This is a genomic window from Microlunatus flavus, from assembly GCF_900110855.1.
Taxonomy (GTDB): Bacteria; Actinomycetota; Actinomycetes; order Propionibacteriales; family Propionibacteriaceae; genus Microlunatus; species Microlunatus flavus.
In genome coordinates this window covers 1-16,847 of sequence record NZ_FOFA01000014.1, presented here as the reverse complement: position 1 = coordinate 16,847, position 16,847 = coordinate 1, and the positions used below count along the sequence as shown (strand labels likewise).

Annotated in this window: 14 protein-coding genes; 4 read left to right on the top strand and 10 right to left on the bottom strand. The window is 71.7% G+C overall.

Annotation, left to right across the window (positions count from 1 at the left end):
- Positions 1-64 precede the first annotated feature (64 nt).
- Entirely contained in the window at positions 65-736 is a 672-nt protein-coding gene (locus BMY04_RS21400; RefSeq protein ID WP_091186799.1) for a pentapeptide repeat-containing protein, read from the top strand.
- A gap of 124 nt (positions 737-860) precedes the next feature.
- Here BMY04_RS21400 and BMY04_RS21395 read toward each other — a convergent pair whose 3' ends face one another.
- Positions 861-1,172: a hypothetical protein gene (locus BMY04_RS21395; RefSeq protein WP_198410339.1), complete on the bottom strand. Its 312-nt coding sequence runs from the start codon at positions 1,170-1,172 to the stop codon at positions 861-863.
- Positions 1,173-1,185: 13 nt separating this feature from the next.
- Positions 1,186-2,874: a sodium:solute symporter family protein gene (locus BMY04_RS21390; protein WP_091186796.1), complete on the bottom strand. Its 1,689-nt coding sequence runs from the start codon at positions 2,872-2,874 to the stop codon at positions 1,186-1,188.
- A gap of 179 nt (positions 2,875-3,053) precedes the next feature.
- Between BMY04_RS21390 and BMY04_RS21385 the strand changes: the two genes are divergently transcribed.
- A complete protein-coding gene (locus tag BMY04_RS21385; protein ID WP_091186790.1) occupies positions 3,054-4,907 on the top strand; it encodes an acyl-CoA dehydrogenase in 1,854 nt (617 codons plus the stop codon).
- Between the two features lie 65 nt (positions 4,908-4,972).
- On the opposite strand, the gene BMY04_RS21380 is transcribed toward BMY04_RS21385, so the two are convergent.
- Positions 4,973-5,863: an endonuclease domain-containing protein gene (locus BMY04_RS21380; RefSeq protein WP_091186788.1), complete on the bottom strand. Its 891-nt coding sequence runs from the start codon at positions 5,861-5,863 to the stop codon at positions 4,973-4,975.
- 88 nt (positions 5,864-5,951) lie between these two features.
- On the bottom strand, positions 5,952-6,821 hold the full coding sequence (locus BMY04_RS21375; protein ID WP_198410338.1) for a DUF6597 domain-containing transcriptional factor: 870 nt from the start codon (positions 6,819-6,821) through the stop codon (positions 5,952-5,954).
- A gap of 26 nt (positions 6,822-6,847) precedes the next feature.
- Here BMY04_RS21375 and BMY04_RS21370 point away from each other — a divergent pair, with 26 nt between their 5' ends.
- Positions 6,848-7,216 (top strand): VOC family protein, encoded by a 369-nt coding sequence (locus tag BMY04_RS21370; protein ID WP_091186785.1) that lies wholly within the window; start codon positions 6,848-6,850, stop codon positions 7,214-7,216.
- Between the two features lie 256 nt (positions 7,217-7,472).
- Here the strand turns inward: BMY04_RS21370 and BMY04_RS21365 are convergent, their stop codons facing one another.
- The 3 genes from BMY04_RS21365 to pdhA all read right to left on the bottom strand — a co-directional run bounded on the left by BMY04_RS21365 (position 7,473) and on the right by pdhA (position 11,174).
- Positions 7,473-8,990, bottom strand: coding sequence for a dihydrolipoamide acetyltransferase family protein (locus BMY04_RS21365; protein ID WP_091186784.1), 1,518 nt, complete (start codon positions 8,988-8,990; stop codon positions 7,473-7,475).
- 16 nt (positions 8,991-9,006) lie between these two features.
- Positions 9,007-9,972: an alpha-ketoacid dehydrogenase subunit beta gene (locus BMY04_RS21360; RefSeq protein ID WP_091186862.1), complete on the bottom strand. Its 966-nt coding sequence runs from the start codon at positions 9,970-9,972 to the stop codon at positions 9,007-9,009.
- Positions 9,973-10,049: 77 nt separating this feature from the next.
- A complete protein-coding gene (gene pdhA / locus BMY04_RS21355; protein WP_091186781.1) occupies positions 10,050-11,174 on the bottom strand; it encodes a pyruvate dehydrogenase (acetyl-transferring) E1 component subunit alpha in 1,125 nt (374 codons plus the stop codon).
- Positions 11,175-11,397: 223 nt separating this feature from the next.
- On the opposite strand from pdhA, the gene BMY04_RS21350 reads away from it, so the two are divergent.
- A complete protein-coding gene (locus tag BMY04_RS21350; RefSeq protein WP_170854270.1) occupies positions 11,398-12,204 on the top strand; it encodes an alpha/beta fold hydrolase in 807 nt (268 codons plus the stop codon).
- A 48-nt stretch (positions 12,205-12,252) separates the two neighbouring features.
- On the opposite strand, the gene BMY04_RS21345 is transcribed toward BMY04_RS21350, so the two are convergent.
- The 3 genes from BMY04_RS21345 to BMY04_RS21335 form a co-directional block, all read right to left on the bottom strand.
- On the bottom strand, positions 12,253-14,361 hold the full coding sequence (locus BMY04_RS21345; protein ID WP_170854269.1) for a S53 family peptidase: 2,109 nt from the start codon (positions 14,359-14,361) through the stop codon (positions 12,253-12,255).
- 387 nt (positions 14,362-14,748) lie between these two features.
- On the bottom strand, positions 14,749-15,804 hold the full coding sequence (locus BMY04_RS21340) for a sugar ABC transporter substrate-binding protein (RefSeq protein WP_091186772.1): 1,056 nt from the start codon (positions 15,802-15,804) through the stop codon (positions 14,749-14,751).
- 28 nt (positions 15,805-15,832) lie between these two features.
- Positions 15,833-16,847, bottom strand: a 1,015-nt coding sequence (locus BMY04_RS21335) for an ABC transporter permease (RefSeq protein ID WP_139210079.1), incomplete at its 5' end; no start/stop codon positions are given.

The following is a 16,847-nucleotide window of genomic DNA, read 5'->3' as shown; positions in this document are numbered from 1 at the left end:
GCGGGAGGGCGGCCTCGACGGGTGGTCGGAGGCAGCGCTCGGACGAGGTCCCTACGGTAAGGGGATGCCTGCCGCCCCTCGTCCCCCCGTCGCGCCGCCCGTGACTCCCACGGGCGTGCGGCCGTGGCCCGAGAGCGGCGACGACCGGCTCGCCTTCCTCCTCGAGGACGGGATCGACGCGCGGCTGCTGACCGACGAGGACCTGCACGAGGCCGACCTGACCGGTGGTTCGGTGGTCGGCAGCCTGCTGCGCCGGTGCTCCCTCGACGGCGCCGACCTGAGCCGTGGCCACGTCGTGGAGTCGCTGCTGGAGTCGTGCGACGCCGCCGGGCTCAAGCTCCCCCGCTCGGTCTGGCGCGGCAGCGAGATCCGGGCCTCGCGGCTCGGGGCGGTCGAGGCGTACGAGTCGTCCTGGCAGGCCGTCCGCGTCGTCGACTCCAAGATCGACTACCTGAACGCACGGGCGGCGGTCTGGCGCGACGTCGACCTCGTCGGCTGCCAGGTGGGCGAGCTCGACCTCGGCGACGCGCAGGTCCGCTCGCTGCGGCTCGACGGCTGCACGGTCGGGGCGCTCTCGCTGCGGGGCGCCCGGCTCGCCGACGTGGACCTGCGTGACGCCCGGATCGGGTCCGTCGAGGGCCTCGACGGGCTGCGCGGCACGTGGATCACCTCCGCGCAGCTCGACGGCCTGGCCCCCGCGCTCGCCGAGCAGCTGGGCGTCCAGGTCCTCGGCTGAGGCCGTCGGGTCCCAGCACCGCAGACGCCGCGAGGCGCACCCTGCCCGGCCTCGCGCACCCTGCGGGGTGCGCGACGTCGAGCGAGGTGCGCCTCGTCGGTGGAGCCGGCGGTGCCGGCCGGGCTCAGTGCCCGGGGGCCTGACGGCGGTCGGTCGGGTTGGGCTCGGCCTGGGCGTCCTCGTCGTGCTGGAGCGGGGCCAGCCGCACCCAGAGCAGGAACAGCAGGCCGAGGATCAGCATCCCGAGGCCGAGCCAGAGGTTCATGTTGATGCCGGCGGCCTTCTGGATCTCGGCCTCGCTGGTGAAGAACCCGGAGATCGTCAGCATCACGCCGTAGAGGGTGAAGAGGCCTCCGATGAGCAGGCGGAGGTCGAACAGCTTGCTGGCCGCCGACTTCTTGGTGTCGGTCGCCGCGAAGTCCTCGTTGTGGCTCATGACCGCTCCCCTCTCAGATGAAGATGATCGACAGGACGACGACGATGCCCAGGGCGGTGTAGCCGAGGACCTTGGGCGACTCGTACCACTTGCGGACGTAGCCCTCGTGCGGGTCGCCGGCCTCCGGGTCGGGCACCCCGTACACGAGCCCGGCGAGCTCGCCCGTCGGCTTGGGCTTCGTGGCCAGGCTGACCGCGACCGTGACGACCGCGCCCACGACCACCGCGGTCATGGCGCCGTAGAAGTTGACCATCTGCGCGTTGAGCTCGCCGTCCATCGTCTGGCCGGCGTGGAAGTAGGCGAGGTTGGGGCCGACGCCGTACTGCCACACCACGGCGCCGATGATGCCGGCCAGCTGGCCCCAGAAGCCGCCCCACGGGGAGGTGCGCTTCCAGACCAGGCCGACGATGAAGACGATGAACAGCGGGGCGTTGAAGAAGGAGAACAGCGTCTGGATGTAGTTCATGATGTTGCTGAACTGCGAGGCGATGAACGCCGTCCCGATGCCGATCAGGATGCCAGCGACCGTCACCAGCCGGCCCACGTTGAGGTAGTGGGTGTCCGGCATGTGCTTCTTGATGTAGGTCTGCCAGATGTCGTAGGTGAAGACGGTGTTGAACGAGCTGACGTTGGCCGCCATGCCGGCCATGAAGGCGGCGAGCAGACCGGCGAGCGCGATGCCCAGCGTGCCGTTCGGCAGGTAGGTCTTCATCAGCAGCGGGATCGCGTCGTTGTACGTGGTGCCCGAACCGGCCTGGCCGAACTTCGGCACCACCGCGATGGCGATCAGGCCGGGAAGGATCGTCAGCGCGGGGATGAAGATCTTCGGGAAGGCGCCGATGAGCGGAGTCCGCTCGGCGGCCGAGAGGTTCTTGGCCGACAGGGCGCGCTGGACCTCGGTGAAGTTCGTGGTCCAGTAGCCGAAGCTCAGCGCGAAGCCGAGGCCCATGGCGATGCCGAGCCAGTCACCGAGCGGGTTCGTCCAGTGCCCGATGCCGGTGCCGGCCCAGGTGTCGAACGCATGCTGCTGCATGGTCGGCGTCGCGGCGTTGGCGGCGACCTTCTCCTTCAGCCCGCTCCAGCCGCCGACGCCCTTGAGGCCGATGATCAGCAGCGGGATGAGGCCCGCGATGATCACGAAGAACTGCAGCACCTCGTTGTAGATGGCGCCCGACAGGCCGCCGAGGGTGATGTAGGCGAGCACGAAGCCGGCGGCGACGACGATGGCCAGCCACTTGGGCCAGCCGACGAGGGCCTGGATGACGAGCGCGAGGGCGTACAGGTTCACGCCGGCCGAGAGGACCGAGGACACCGAGAAGGAGATGCCGTTGAGCAGGTGCGACGCGTTGTTGAACCGCCGGCGTGTGTACTCGGGGACGCTGCGGACCCGGGAGCCGTAGTAGAACGGCATCATCACCAGGCCGAGGAAGACCATGGCCGGTACGGCGCCGATCCAGTAGAAGTGCACCGTCGAGAGCCCGTACTGCGCACCGTTCGCCGCCATGCCGAGGATCTCGATGGCGCCGAGGTTGGCGGAGATGAAGGCCAGGCCGGTGACCCAGGCGGGCAGCGAGCGTCCTGAGAGCAGGAAGTCCTCGCTGGTCGCCACGGCTCTGCGCGCCAGGAGGCCGATGGCCACCACCAGCGCGAAGTAGATGAAGAGGATGCCGTAGTCGAAGAAGTTGACGTCCAGCCTGGTCATGGCGCTCCTTTGCGGCGATATGCACTCAGAACCAGAGGTCACGTTAGACCCGGCATCGGGAACTTTGCAGGCAGGTCCTTCGTGACGCGCGGGGCAGGAGTGACGGGGCCATGCAGGCGCGGGTAGCATCGGCTAAGTTACTCACCAGTAACTTGTGCCGGCACCCGAGGAGCCTCGCCGTGAGCCACTACCGGTCGAACCTGCGCGACACCGTCTTCACCCTCTTCGAGGTGCTGGGTCGCGAGGAGGTGCTGGGCACCGGGCCGTGGGAGGACCTCGACCGCGAGTCGGTGGAGGCGATCCTCGCCGAGCTCGACCACCTCGCGAGGACCAAGCTGTCCGACTCCTTCGCCTCGAGCGACCGGCAGCCGCCGGTCTTCGACCCGGAGACGTTCAGCGTGACGGTCCCGGAGGCGTTCAAGCGCTCCTACCGCGCGCTGCTCGACTCGGGCGCGTGGCAGCTCGAGCTGCCCGAGGACCTCGGCGGCCAGCCGAGCCCGCCGTCGCTGCAGTGGGCCGCGAACGAGCTCCTGCTCGGCGCCAACCCCGCCGCCTTCCTCTACGCCGCCGGACCCAAGATGGCCCAGGTCCTGTGGCGCGAGGGCACCGAGCGCGACCGTCGGCTCGCCCAGCTCATGGTCGAGCGCGAGTGGGCCGCGACGATGGTGCTGACCGAGCCCGAGGCGGGCTCCGACGTCGGCGCCGGGCGGACGAAGGCGTACCCGCAGGCCGACGGCACCTGGCACCTCGAGGGCGTCAAGCGCTTCATCACCTCCGCCGAGCACGACCTGACCGAGAACATCGTGCACCTGGTCCTGGCCAGGCCGGTCGGCGTGGAGGGTGCCGGTGGTGCGGGGACCAAGGGCCTGTCGCTGTTCCTCGTGCCCAAGTTCCACGTGGACCTGGAGACCGGCGAGCTGGGCGAGCGCAACGGCGCCTTCACCACCTCGCTCGAGCACAAGATGGGCATCAAGGCGTCGGCGACCGGCGAGGTGACGTTCGGGGCGCACGCGACGCCGGCCGTGGGCTGGCTGCTCGGCGACGTCCACGACGGCATCAAGCAGATGTTCCACATCATCGAGTACGCCCGGATGATGGTCGGCACCAAGGCGATCGCCACCCTGTCGACCGGCTACCTGAACGCGCTCGCGTACGCGCGTGAGCGGGTGCAGGGCCCCGACCTGACGCGGGCGGCCGACAAGACCGCCCCGCGGGTGACGATCGTGCACCACCCCGACGTGCGCCGTTCGCTGGTGACGCAGAAGGCCGCGGTCGAGGGCATGCGGGCGCTCGTGCTGTTCACGGCGAGCGTGCAGGACCGGGTGGCGCTCGCCGCCGCCGAGGGCCGGGTCGACGAGGCCGCGGTGCGGCTCAACGACCTGCTGCTGCCGGTGGTGAAGGGCTACGGCTCCGAACGTTCCTGGGTGCTGCTGGGCACCGAGTCGCTGCAGACGTTCGGCGGGTCGGGCTACGTCGAGGACCACCCGCTCGAGCAGTACGTGCGCGACGCCAAGATCGACACCCTCTACGAGGGCACGACGGCGATCCAGGGCCAGGACCTGTTCTTCCGCAAGATCGTCCGCGACCGGGGGCGGGCGCTCGGCGACCTGTCGGGCCAGGTCCAGGGGTGGATCGACTCCGAGGCCGGGAACGGCCGGCTGAAGGAGGAGCGCGAGCTCCTGCAGACCGCGCTCACCGACGCGGCCGGCATCGTCGAGACGATGATCGGCAGCGCGATGGGCTCGCAGGTCCCGGGGCAGGAGCGCGAGGTCTACCTCGTCGGGCTCAACACGACACGCCTGCTCATGGCGCTCGGCGACGTCGTCTGCGGCTGGCTGCTGCTGCGCGGCGCGGAGGTGGCGCTCGCCCGCCTGGGGGAGGAGCAGAGCGCCGAGGAGCAGGCCTTCTACGAGGGCAAGGTGGCCGCGGCGCGATGGTTCGCGCGCACGGTCCTCCCCCGCCTCACCGCCGAGCGCGTCGCCGCCGAGCAGACCGACCTCTCCGTGATGGACCTCCCCGAGGCCGCCTTCTAGAGGATGTTGCTGAAAAGGGGTCTCTCGATACGGGCGGTCCGCGGCGCTGAGCGTGGGCGCTGAGGTCAGAGCCGATCGAGCGACCCCTTCTCAGCAGCGCGATCAGCCAACGCAGCCTCGATCGTGCTGAGCACCACCTCGGGATGCCGGGTCAGCATCGCCCAGGTGAAGCGGAGGACGGTCCAGCCGCCGAGGACGAGGGCGTTCTGCCGCCAACGGTCGTTCTCGAACACGCCGATGTCGAGCTCGTGCAGCCGTCCGTCGACCTCGACGGCGACGCGCGCACCGACGAAGGCGACGTCGACGAAGAAGAGGCGGCCGTCGACCACGACGGGGTGGTTGGACCGCCAGCCCCTGATCCCGGCCTCGCGGAGCAGCCTGTGGGTCAGCCGCTCGGCGGCGGACCACGGTTCGTCGCGCGAGTCGAGAAGGTGGACCAGGCGCTGCCGGTTGCCGCGCCGACCCGGGGTGAGGCGCAGGGCTTCCCTCATCTGGTCGAGCGTGGCGCTGCGGGTCCGTAGGGCGAGGTCGATGGCCTCCGTCTCGCCGTCAGCCAGGTCGAGGGCGGTCATGGCCGGCGTGGTCATGGCGATGCCGCGGCGCCGCACGACCACCTCGGGCGGCAGCTGCCGACGCGTGAAGCGGTAGCCGGGGTAGGTGCCGCGGGCGCGGAGCGCGGCTTCGACGACGTCGGCCGTGCGCGTCGGCCAGAACGTCAGCCGGGCGGCAGCGTCCCTGAGAAGCACCGCCTCCGGTGCCCACCTGGCGAGAGCGAGCACTCGGAGGTCGACGCCGTCCGACGTGGCCGACGAGGTGAAGACACCCGGCAGGACGATCCGCAGCTCACCCTTGCGGACCAACGCGTCGATCGACGTCGCCAGCGCGGGGTCGTCCCTGCGCGACACCACTCCGTCGCGGCGCACCGCCGCCCGCACCTCGTCCTGGAGCCTCGACACCTCACCAGGAGGCCGGACGACCGCCGGGGACGGAAGGGCGCGGAGGACCGGGACGACACCTCGCCGCTGACGGACGACACCCCGAGGGTCAGCGCCGCTCGCGGTACTGCGCCGGGGTGACGCCGACGAGGTTGCGGAAGTCGCGGGTGAAGTGCGCCTGGTCGTACCAGCCGTACGTCGCGGCGAGGTCGGCCAGCGAACCTTCCCAGCCCGCGTCGAGGGCGCTCACCACGTCGTGCATGCGGTAGCGGGCCAGCACCCACTTGGGACCGACGCCGACGTAGCGGGCGAACAGCCGCTGGAGCCGCCGGCCGGAGACGCCGTGCCGCTCGGTCACCTGCGCCACCCGCAGGAGGCCACGGTCGGCGAGCATGTCGGCGACCAGGGCGAGGACGAGCTCGTGGTCGGGGTCGTGGCCGGCGGCCACCGCCAGCGGGCGCAGCGCCGCCTCGACCCGACCCCGGTCGGCCTCGAGAGTCGCACCCGTGTCGTCCACCGCGTCGAGGGCGGCGACCACGGGAGCGGGCAGGAGGTCAGCGGCTGCGACGGTGCGCTCGGCGAGCGCGGAGGCGTCGAACCCGGCCAGCGCGGGCAGGCCGCCCGGACGGAAGCGCACGCCCCACACCCAGCCGCTCCCCCGGGTCTCCACGTCGAACCGTCGCGTCACCGGTCCGGTGACCAGCACCGACGCGGGCGGGGCCTCGGGACGCCGAACGCCGCGCTCGACGGTCAGGTTCATGGTCGGGTGCGGCAGCACCTGGCTCGGGAACCGCACCTCCGCGGGCAGCGACCAGCGCAGCACCCAGTGGTTCTCGACCCAGGGCGCGAGGTCCGGGGCGGGTGCCAGCCGGTGCAGGTCGACGTGCCGCGCGAACTCCTCCGGCCGCAGGATGCCGGCCGTGCTTGCCGTCCTGCTCGTGGCCGCCAGCGTCCGCGTCGGCTTTGTCCTATCCGGCACGGGCTGATCCTAGGGACGCTGGTCCCATGACGACTCAGGTGAAGATGACCAGCATCGACTGCGACGACCCCCGCGCCGAGGCGACCTTCTGGTCGGGGCTGCTGGGCTGGCAGGTCGCCGCCGCGGAGGACGAGTACGCGATGCTCCTGCCGCCCGACGGCGGTCCGGCCCTGGGCTTCGGCCGCGTCGAGGACTACGAGCGGCCGGCCTGGCCCAACCCGCGCGGCACGAAGCAGTTCCACCTCGACCTGGGCTGCGACGACGTCGCCGCGAGCGAGGCGAAGGCCCTCGAGCTCGGCGCCACCCTCGTCGAACCGCAGCCCGGCGACACCTGGCGGGTGCTCCTCGACCCGGCCGGGCACCCGTTCTGCCTCACCGACGCCAGCCGCTGGTGACGCCCGTCCTCCATCCCGCCGAGAGGTAGGTTGCCGCGCCGTTCCAGGCCCAGATCGGGCCGCAACCTACCCCTCGACGGAGGGGGGAGGAGGAGGCGAGGCGGGGCGCGGTAGGAGGAGCGGCGAGGAGGCGAGGCGGTGCGCGGTAGGAGGAGCGGCGAGGAGGCGAGGCGGGACGCGTTAGAGGAGCGGCGAGGAGGAAGTGCCGAGGCACGAGCGAGGAGGGGCGGCGAGTCGGAACAGCCACGGCGCCGGGCTAGAAGAGCAGGCCCAGGCCGGGGTCGGTGAGGATCTGGGCGACGGTCGACAGGAACACCGAGCCCTGCTCGCCGTCGACCAGGCGGTGGTCGAACGACACGGCCAGCGTCGTCACCCAGCGCGGCTCGATGCGCTCGTCGCGGCCGCTGCCGACGACCCAGGGCCGCCGGGCGATCTGGCCGACGCAGAGGATGCCGGCCTCGCCCGGGTTGAGGATCGGCGTGCCGGCGTCGACGCCGAACGTCCCCACGTTGGTGATCGAGAACGTGCCGCCCGCCATGTCCGACGGCGACGTACGCCCCTCGCGCGCGGTGCTGACGATCGCGTTGATCGCCTGCGCCATCTCCAGCAGGGTCATCTCGTCCGCGCCCTTGAGGTTGGGCACGACGAGCCCGCGCGGGGTGGCGGCGGCGATCCCGAGGTTGACGTAGTGCAGCGTCGCGATCTCCTGGGTGGCCTCGTCCCAGTACGCGTTGAGCTGCGGGACGCGGCTGAGCGCGACGCACACGGCCTTGGCGACGACCAGCAGGGGGGAGATCTTGACCCCGCGGAACTCGCGCCGGTCGCGTAGCCGCTCGACGAGCTCCATCGTCGCGGTGACGTCGCAGGTGACCCACTCGGTGACGTGCGGGGCGGTGAAGGCAGAGCGCACCATCGCCTCGGCCGTCGCCTTGCGCACGCCCTTGATCGGTACGCGCGTCTCGCGGTCCGGGTCCGCCTTGCGGGTGGGGCCGCCGGCGGGCGCGGTCCGCGCCGCCGGGGCCGCCGTCGCATCGGGCGTCGCCGCGGGAGCGGGCCGGCTGGCCCGGTCGACGTCCTCGCGGGTGACGACGCCGCCGGGACCGCTGCCGGTGAGGGTGGTGAGGTCGACGCCGCGGTCGCGGGCGAGCTTGCGGACCGGCGGTTTGGCCAGGACGGTCACATGGCGGTCGGGCTCAGGCTCGGGCGTCGGGGCGGCGGGCGCCTCGGGCTCGGCCGGCAGCGCGTAGGACGACACCGGCGCCTGGGCGGGCACGTGGGCCGCGGGGTCGTCGCCGTTCGACGAGGAGGCCGCAGCGTGCGTCGCGGGGGCCCCGGAGCGGCGGGGACGGCGACGCGCCTCGGTGGTCCGCGGGCCGTAGCCGACGAGGTTCGCGACGCGGGACGGGCCCTCGCCGTCGGCGAGGCTCGGCATCTTCTCCCCGGGCATCGGCGGCACGAAGTCGTGCTTGCCCGTGGGCTGGTGCTCGGGCGGCTCCGCGGAGTCCGCGGGCTCGGCGGGCACGTCGTCGCCGACGCCGTCGGAGATGGCGATGATCGGGGCGCCGACGTCGACCATCTGGCCCTCGTCGGCCAGCAGGGCCGTCACGGTGCCGGCGTACGGGCTCGGCAGCTCGACCAGCGACTTGGACGTCTCGATCTCCACGACGATGTCGTTGATCTTGATCTCGTCGCCGACCGCGACCCGCCAGGTGATGATCTCGGCCTCGACCAGCCCCTCACCGGGGTCGGGCAGGCGGAACTCGTTCGTCGCCATCAGGTGCTCCGGCTCCTCAGTACGCCAGCGACCGGTCGACGGCGTCGAGGACGCTGTCGAGGTCGGGCAGGTAGTCCTCCTCGGCCTTGCTGGGCGGGTAGGGGACGTCCGCGCCCGCCACCCGCAGCACCGGGGCCTCGAGGGAGTAGAAGCAGTTCTCGGTGATCCGGGCCGCCACCTCGGCGCCGAGGCCGACGCTGACGGGCGCCTCGTGCACGACGACGGCGTGCCCGGTCCGGCGCACCGACTCGTAGACCGGGCCGAGGTCGAGCGGCGACAGGGTGCGCAGGTCGACCACCTCGAGCTCGCGGCCCTCGTCGGCGGCCGCGGAGGCCGCCTCGAGGCAGGTCTTGACCATCGGCCCGTACGCGATCAGGGTCGCGTCGCGCCCCGGCCGTGCGACGCGGGAGGAGTGCAGGCCGAGCGGCTCGGTGGTCGTGTCGACCTCGGCCTTCTCGTAGTAGCGCCGCTTGGGCTCGAAGAAGATCACCGGGTCGTCGGACGCGATCGCCTGCTGGATCATCCAGTAGGCGTCGACCGGGTTGGAGCACGTGACGACCTTGAGGCCGACGGTGTGCGCGAAGTACGCCTCGGGCGACTCGCTGTGGTGCTCGACCGCGCCGATGCCTCCCCCGAACGGGATGCGGATGACCACCGGCATCGGGACGGCGCCCTTGGTGCGCCAGCGCATCCGCGCGACCTGGGTGACGATCTGGTCGAAGGCCGGGAAGACGAACCCGTCGAACTGGATCTCGCACACAGGGCGGTAGCCGCGCAGGGCCAGGCCGACCGCGGTGCCGACGATGCCCGACTCCGCCAGCGGCGTGTCGATGACGCGCGACTCGCCGAAGTCCTTCTGCAGGCCCTCGGTCACGCGGAACACGCCGCCGAGCTTGCCGATGTCCTCACCGGCCAGCAGGACCGTCGGGTCGTCCTCCATGGCCTTGCGCAGCCCGGCGTTGAGCGCCTTGGCCATGGTCATGCTGCGGACGGGACCGGGGGCGCCCTCGTCGCGGCCGCGGGACGCGGACCTGCTCGTGGGTCGCACGCTCGTGGTGCTCATCGGGCCTCCTCGAAGCTCGCGACGTACTCCTCGTGCCGGGCCAGCTGCTCCACCAGCTCGGGCGACTTCGTGGCGTAGACCCAGTCGAACGTCTCCGCCAGCGTCGGCTCGGGCAGCGACAGGCAGTCGCGGCGCAGGCGCGTGGCGAGCGCGTCGGACTCCTCGTCCACCGCGGCGAAGAAGGCCTCGTCCGCGGCGCCGGTGGCCTCGAGGTACGCCCGGACCCGGCTGATCGGGTCACGCTCGCGCCACTGCGCGAGCTCGTGGTCGAGGCGGTACTTCGTCGGGTCGTCCGAGGTGGTGTGCGCGCCCATGCGGTACGTGTACGCCTCGATGAACGTCGGGCCGTTGCCGGAGCGGGCCCGGTCCAGCGCGGCGGTCGTGACCGCGTGCACAGCCAGCGCGTCGTTGCCGTCGACGCGGACGCCCGGCATGCCGAAGCCGGAGGCCCGGCGGTAGAGCGGCGCCCGCGACTGGCGCTCGATGGGCTCCGAGATGGCCCACTGGTTGTTCTGGCAGAAGAAGACGACCGGGGCGTTGAACGAGGACGCGAAGACCAGGCCCTCGTTGATGTCGCCCTGGCTCGTGGCCCCGTCGCCGAAGAAGCACACCACGGCGGCGTCGCGCTCCGGGTCGCCGCTGCCGACGAGACCGTCGCGCTCCAGGCCCATCCCGTAGCCGGTCGCCTGCAGGCCCTGCGTGCCGATGATGATCGAGTAGAGGTGAACGCCCAGCCCGGCGATGTCCCAGGTGCCGGGGTCGATCCCGCGGAACATCGCCAGCAGCCGCAGCGGGTCGACCCCGCGCCCGATGGTGACGCCGTGCTCGCGGTAGGTCGGGAACGCGTAGTCCTGGCCGCGCATCGCGTGCACCGCGCCGATCTGCGCGGCCTCCTGGCCCAGCAGCGACGGCCACAGGCCGAGCTCGCCCTGGCGCTGCAGCGCGATGGCCTCGGCGTCCACGCGGCGCACACGGACCATGTCGGCGTAGAAGTCGCGGACCAGGGCGTCGTCGCCGGCGAAGGCGTAGTCGGGGTGGTCGACCCGCTCGCCGGTCGGCGTCAGCAGCTGCACCGCGTCCTCGAGGCCGCCCTCGGGCACCCCGTTCCGACCGTCGTCCACAGCGCTCCTCTCGTCGCCGGAGTGGGTCGCACCCGGCGGTTCGGGTCAACGTACTCCCGGCCCCCGGGGCGGGGGCAAAACAACTTGCGGTGCCTACTTCCTCCTCCGGGCACCCCTCCTGCGAAGGCGGCCCGGCACCTCAGAGGATGGTGCGCGACGACCGATGAGCCCGGGGCGGCGCGCGGGTCGGACAGACGTGGACCGCGACGCAGGAGGAGCGAGCATGAGCGAGCACGTGACCCAGCACGTCACCACGAGCCGGGGCGACGAGGTGGCGTACGACCGCCTCGGGGAGGGACCGTCGGTCGTCCTCGTGGCGGGGGCCGGGTCGCTGCGCGGCGAGGCCCCGGTCGTGGCGACCGCCGAGCTGGCTGCGGAGCAGGGCGTGAGCGTCGTCGTCCCCGACCGGCTCGGCCGCGGCGGGAGCCCTGCGGAGGGCAGCCTCGACCTCGACCGCGAGGTGGAGGCCCTGCGCGCCGTGATCGCGGCGGAAGGCGGCAGCGCCGTGCTGTGCGGGCACTCGTCGGGCTGCTCGATCAGCCTGTACGCCCTCGCGGCCGGCCTGCCCGTCGCCGGTCTGGTGCTGTGGGAGGCGCCGCTCGCCGCACCCGCCGCGCACGTCGACGCGTGGGTCGGCGGGCTCGAGCAGCGGATCGACGCGGGCGAGCTCGAGGCCGCGCAGGAGTGGTACATGCGCGACATGCCGCCGGAGTGGCTGGCCGGCGCCAAGGCCTCGCCGGCCTGGCCCGCCATCTACGCGGGCGTCGTGAGCCTGCGCGCCGACGGCCAGTCGCTGCGCTGGACGACCGGGCAGCTGGAGTCGGGCGCGCTGCGTGACGCGGTGGACGTCCCGGTGCTGGCCGTCTACGGGTCGTCCACGCAGCACGTGATGGTGCAGGCGGCGAACCGCGTGCGCAGCGTGCTCCCGCAGACCGAGGTCCGCGAGGTCGCCGGCGCGAACCACGTGTGGGACCCGGCGGCCTTCGCCCCCGTGCTCGCGACGTTCACGCGGGCCTGCCTGCCGGGCTGATCGGTCCGCCCCGGAGCAGCACGCCCGGTGCCGGCGCCTTGACGGCGCTCAGTTCGTCCCGAACTCGCCCAGCGCGAAGTCGGTGTCACAGCTGACGGTGATCGACGAGATCGACGACGACCCCTGGGCGTAGAAGCCGTAGAACTGCGCACCGCTGTCGCCGTAGACCTGCAGCGGACCCGAGGACGCGCCCGACGACTCGGTCGCCATCAGGTTGAAGGTCTCGAACTCGTCGGGCTCGGCGTAGAAGTAGAAGGCCTTCGTGCCGGCGGGCAGCTGCAGGGTGACGGTCGAGAAGGCCCCGGGGTTGTCGCGCACGACGTACACCACGCCGTCGTAGCCGTGGCTCCAGGTCGCCCAGTCCGGACCGACCTGATAGCAGTCCAGAGCGCTGGACAGCGTGATGGTGCGCGGTCCCTCCACGGAGGTCGGGCTCGTCCCGGGCTCGCAGCTGTCGTCCGGATAGGGGTGGAGGGAGAACGACCCCAGGCTCGACGGGGGCGCGCCGGTGCCGTTGGCGTCGGTGAACCGGATGCCCTCCGTGAGCGGCGCGAGCGCCTTGAGCAACCGGCCGGCGTTCGGCGTGCCCAGGCCTGTCGCCATGTCGTAGCCCTTGCGGGCCGAGTAGCTCTTGTGGTGGGAGCGGGTCCAGTCGTTGTTCCCCGACCTGACGTCGTGGAAGGGCGCCTTCTTCGAGGTCGCCGCGGCGCTGTAGAGGACGGGGTTGAGGAAGCCGAGGCGAGCGGTCGGGTCGTCGACGCTGGACAGGACGTCGGCGACCAGGGCCGCCCACAACGGGGTCGCCGCGCTGGTCCCGCCGAAGCCCTCCCACCTGCCGTCGACGTAGATGCCGTAGCCGTGGTTCGGATCTGCGCTCGCCGCGACGTCCGGGACCTGGCGGCAGTAGCCGGCCGAACCGCACGGGGCGCCGCTGCTGTCCTTGCCGATCACCCCGCGCCCGGACTGCCAGACCGGCATCGGCCAGAGCTCGGAGACCCCTCCGCCCGTGCTTCCCGACCGACGACCGTTCCACACCTTCTCCTTGGGTCCTTTGACCTTGGAGAGGGTGGTGCCTCCGACGCCGGTGACGTAGGGCTGCGACGCTGGGTCTTCGACGCTCAGGGACTTGTCACCGTCCCTCAACCTGTGGCAGCCCTCGGACCCTTCGTCGCCGGAGGAGGCGAGGACGCTGATCCCCTGCAGCGCGGCCTCCTGGAACAGCACGTTCTCGGTGGTGATGAAGCTGGGGTCGGTCTCCTCGACCCACGACTCGCAGGCCCCGTAGCTGATCGAGAGCACGTCGGCGCGGTTGTCGTCGACGATGCGGGCGTACTCGTCGACGGCGGCCGCAGGGTAGGAGTCGAGGTCCGAGTACTGCGTGTTGTAGACGAGCACGTCGGCCTCGGGAGCCAGGGCTATGGCGGTCTCGATGTCCAGGGTCGCCTCGCCGACGTTCTCGTCCGGCGCACCTGCGCCGACCTCGACCTGCTCGACCTTCGCGTGGGTGCCGTAGCACTTCTGGAAGGTGGCGACGTCCTTGGTCGACCAGTTGTCGAGCTCGAAGAGGCCGATCGTGCGCCCGGCCCCGCGGTGTCCTGCGGCGAGCAGGGCGTCCAGGCCGTACGCCTTCGCCAGCTTGTCGTAGGTGTACGCCTTGGCTTTCTTCGCGGACTTCACGGCCGCGGAGCAGGGCGAGGGCGCAGCCGTGGAGCGAGCGCGGCCGTTGAGGTGATCGGGGGCGACGAGGTTGTTCAGCCCGACCACGCCGTCGATCGCGGAGCGCAGCTGCGCCGGGACCTGCGGTGCCGAACGGTTGGCGAACACCGGGCGACCGTCCGCCAGACGGTAGGTGCCGAAAGACGTCTTGAACGCGCGGGCGACCTGCTCGGGGCTGCCCGTGGCGGACACGACCAGGCCGCCTCCCGTGGGCGGACCAGGGGTGAGCCGCTCGCTCCGCAGCCAGGCGGACACGGCCTCGACGTCCTCGGGCAGGGGCCCGAAGCGCGCGTGCACCTCCGCGGGGGTGAGGAAGTTCCGGAAGCTCGGCGAGCCGGGGCGGCCGAGCTCGCGCGCCAGGTCCCGCATCCCGGCCGGGTCGTGCGAGCGGAGGACGACGTCGACCGTCAGCGCAGGAGGGAGTCCGGCAGAGCCGCCCACCTCGGCACCCGTCGGCAGCACTGGAGCCCGACCGACGGGTGAGGAGCCGGCGGGCTGCGCCGTGGCGACCGTGGTCGTGGAGAGAATCCCGATCGCGGCAAGAGCAGCGACGGCGACGAGCGAGCGAAGATGGCGACGAGCGGGCACGTGAACGTCCTGGGATCCGGTCGCGCGACGCCCCCCGTCCGCGAGTCGCCCCAGTGTGAGAGCCGTCCTGAGAAACTGTCAATGGCCTCACGGTGTCGTCTCAGCCGACGCTGGAAGACCCTTCGCCTCGTGCACCTGGCAGGACGACGGAGCCGACGTCGATCGTGCGGCAGCACCCGTGGCCGTGCCCTGAGCCCGAGGGGAGGGCTCAGGGCACGGTCTCTTGGGGGGCGGGCAGCGTCAGAAGACGCTGTTCGGGTCGTAGTACTCGTCGATGTTGTCGCAGCCGATCCCGACGGCCTTGGTGAACGACTCCGGCGGGTAGTCCGACGGCTTCTTCACCCCGGTGGCGACGTCGACGGCGTACCCCAGGGCCTGCTCCGCCGCCAGCGACGGCGAGTTGAGCCCGGTGGAGATGTAGCGCCCGTCGCAGCCGCCCTGCTTGATCAGCGCGAGGGCCTCCTTCTGCCCGTCGGCCGACGCCGCGACGTAGACGTTCTTGTACTGCGGCTTCTGGATGACGTTGTACGCACCGAGCGCCATCGAGTCGTTCAGGCCGAGCACCAGGTCGGTGTCCGGGTTGGCCGCCAGCATGTTCTCCGCCGCGACCTGGCCCTTGTCCTGCTGGTAGTCACCCGACTGCTCGCTGGCGATCGTGAACTGCAGGCCGCCCTCCTTGAGCCCGTCGAGGAAGCCCTGGCGACGGTTCGGCCCGACGAACTCGTCGGTGGCCGGCCCGGTCAGGATGACCATCTTGATGCTCGACTTGCCCGCGTCCAGGAAGCGCTTGGCCGTGATCTTGCCCGACTCCCGCCCGATGGTGAGGTTGTCGGACGACACGCTGGTCATGCCCGTGTCGGGGACGCCGGTGTCGATGTAGATCACCGGGATCTTGGAGGCGATCTGGGTCATCATCTGGTACTGGCCCTTGACGCTGGTGGCGTTGACGATCATCACGTTCGCGCCCTGCGCCATCATGGCCTGCATCTGGTTGTACTGGATCGCCGGATCCTTGTTCGCCGACTGGAAGAGCAGCTTGAAGCCCTTCTCCTTGGCGATCTCCTCGGCCCGCACCTGCATGGCCGCGAAGTACGGCGCCTGCAGCTGCTGCTGCGCGAAGCCGACCGTCACCTGCTTGACGTCGGTCTGCACGCCCCCGGCCGGTCCCTGCGCCGGCTGCGACGACGGGTAGATCTGCCCGCAGGCGCTGACCGCCAGCAGCAGCGCCGTCCCCGCCGTGGCGGCCGCGACCCGCACGAGCCGCGTGCGCGGGGCCTTGTCCGTCCGTGCCCTCATCGGCCGCTCCCCTTCCCGACGCGCCGGCTCACTTGTCCGCCGGCTGCGTGCTGGTCCGGCGGCGCCGGCTGAACTGGACGGTCGCCAGCGTGACGGCCACGAGGATCAGGGCGCCGCGGAAGGCGTCCTGGAGGAACGTGGAGACGTTCAGCAGCGAGAGCAGGTTGGCGATCACGGCGAAGATGATCGTGCCGACGACGGCGCCGAACACCTTGCCGAACCCGCCCGACAGCCGGGCCCCGCCGATGACGACGGCCGCGATGGCCTCGAGCTCGAGCAGGTTGCCGGCGGTCGAGGTGCCGCTGGCGAAGCGGCCGAGGAACATCCAGCCGCCGAGCCCGACCAGCAGGCCCGCGAGGATGTAGACCGACCACAGCGTGGTCTTGACCGGGATGCCCGAGCTGCGGGCCGCCTCGATGTTGCTGCCGATCGCGTAGACCCGGCGGCCCCAGACGGTGCGGTAGAGCAGGAAGGCGATCAGCAGCACCATCAGGATCCAGATGATCGCCAGCACCGGGATGCCGAGGATCGTCGTCTGGCCGAAGGTCGCGTACGAGGAGGCGGCCTCCGGGTTGATCGGGATGCCGTTGCCGTACGCGTACACGAGGCCCCGGGCGAGGGCGAGCATGCCGAGGGTGACGATGAACGGCTCGAGGCCGCGGAAGGCGACGAGCCAGCCGTTCACCGCGCCGACGATGCCGCCGATGATCACCGCGACGACCAGCCCGAGGAAGACCGAGGGCCCGCCGAACAGACCGGCGGCGATCACCGCGGCCAGGCCGAGCGCCGAGCCCACGCTGATGTCGATGCCGCCGGTCAGCACGACGATCAGCTCACCGAGCACCACGACGCCGATGATCGACATCTGCAGGAGCAGGTTGGTCAGGTTGGTGCCGCCCCAGAAGATCGAGCCGCGGGTGATCGTCGCGACCAGCAGCAGCGCGACGAGGATGTAGAGGGCGTACTGGCTCTTGAGCCAGTCCACCACCGGGCTGCTCCGCTGAGCCTCCGGCTGGGCCGACGGGGCCGGGGCCGTCGCGGTT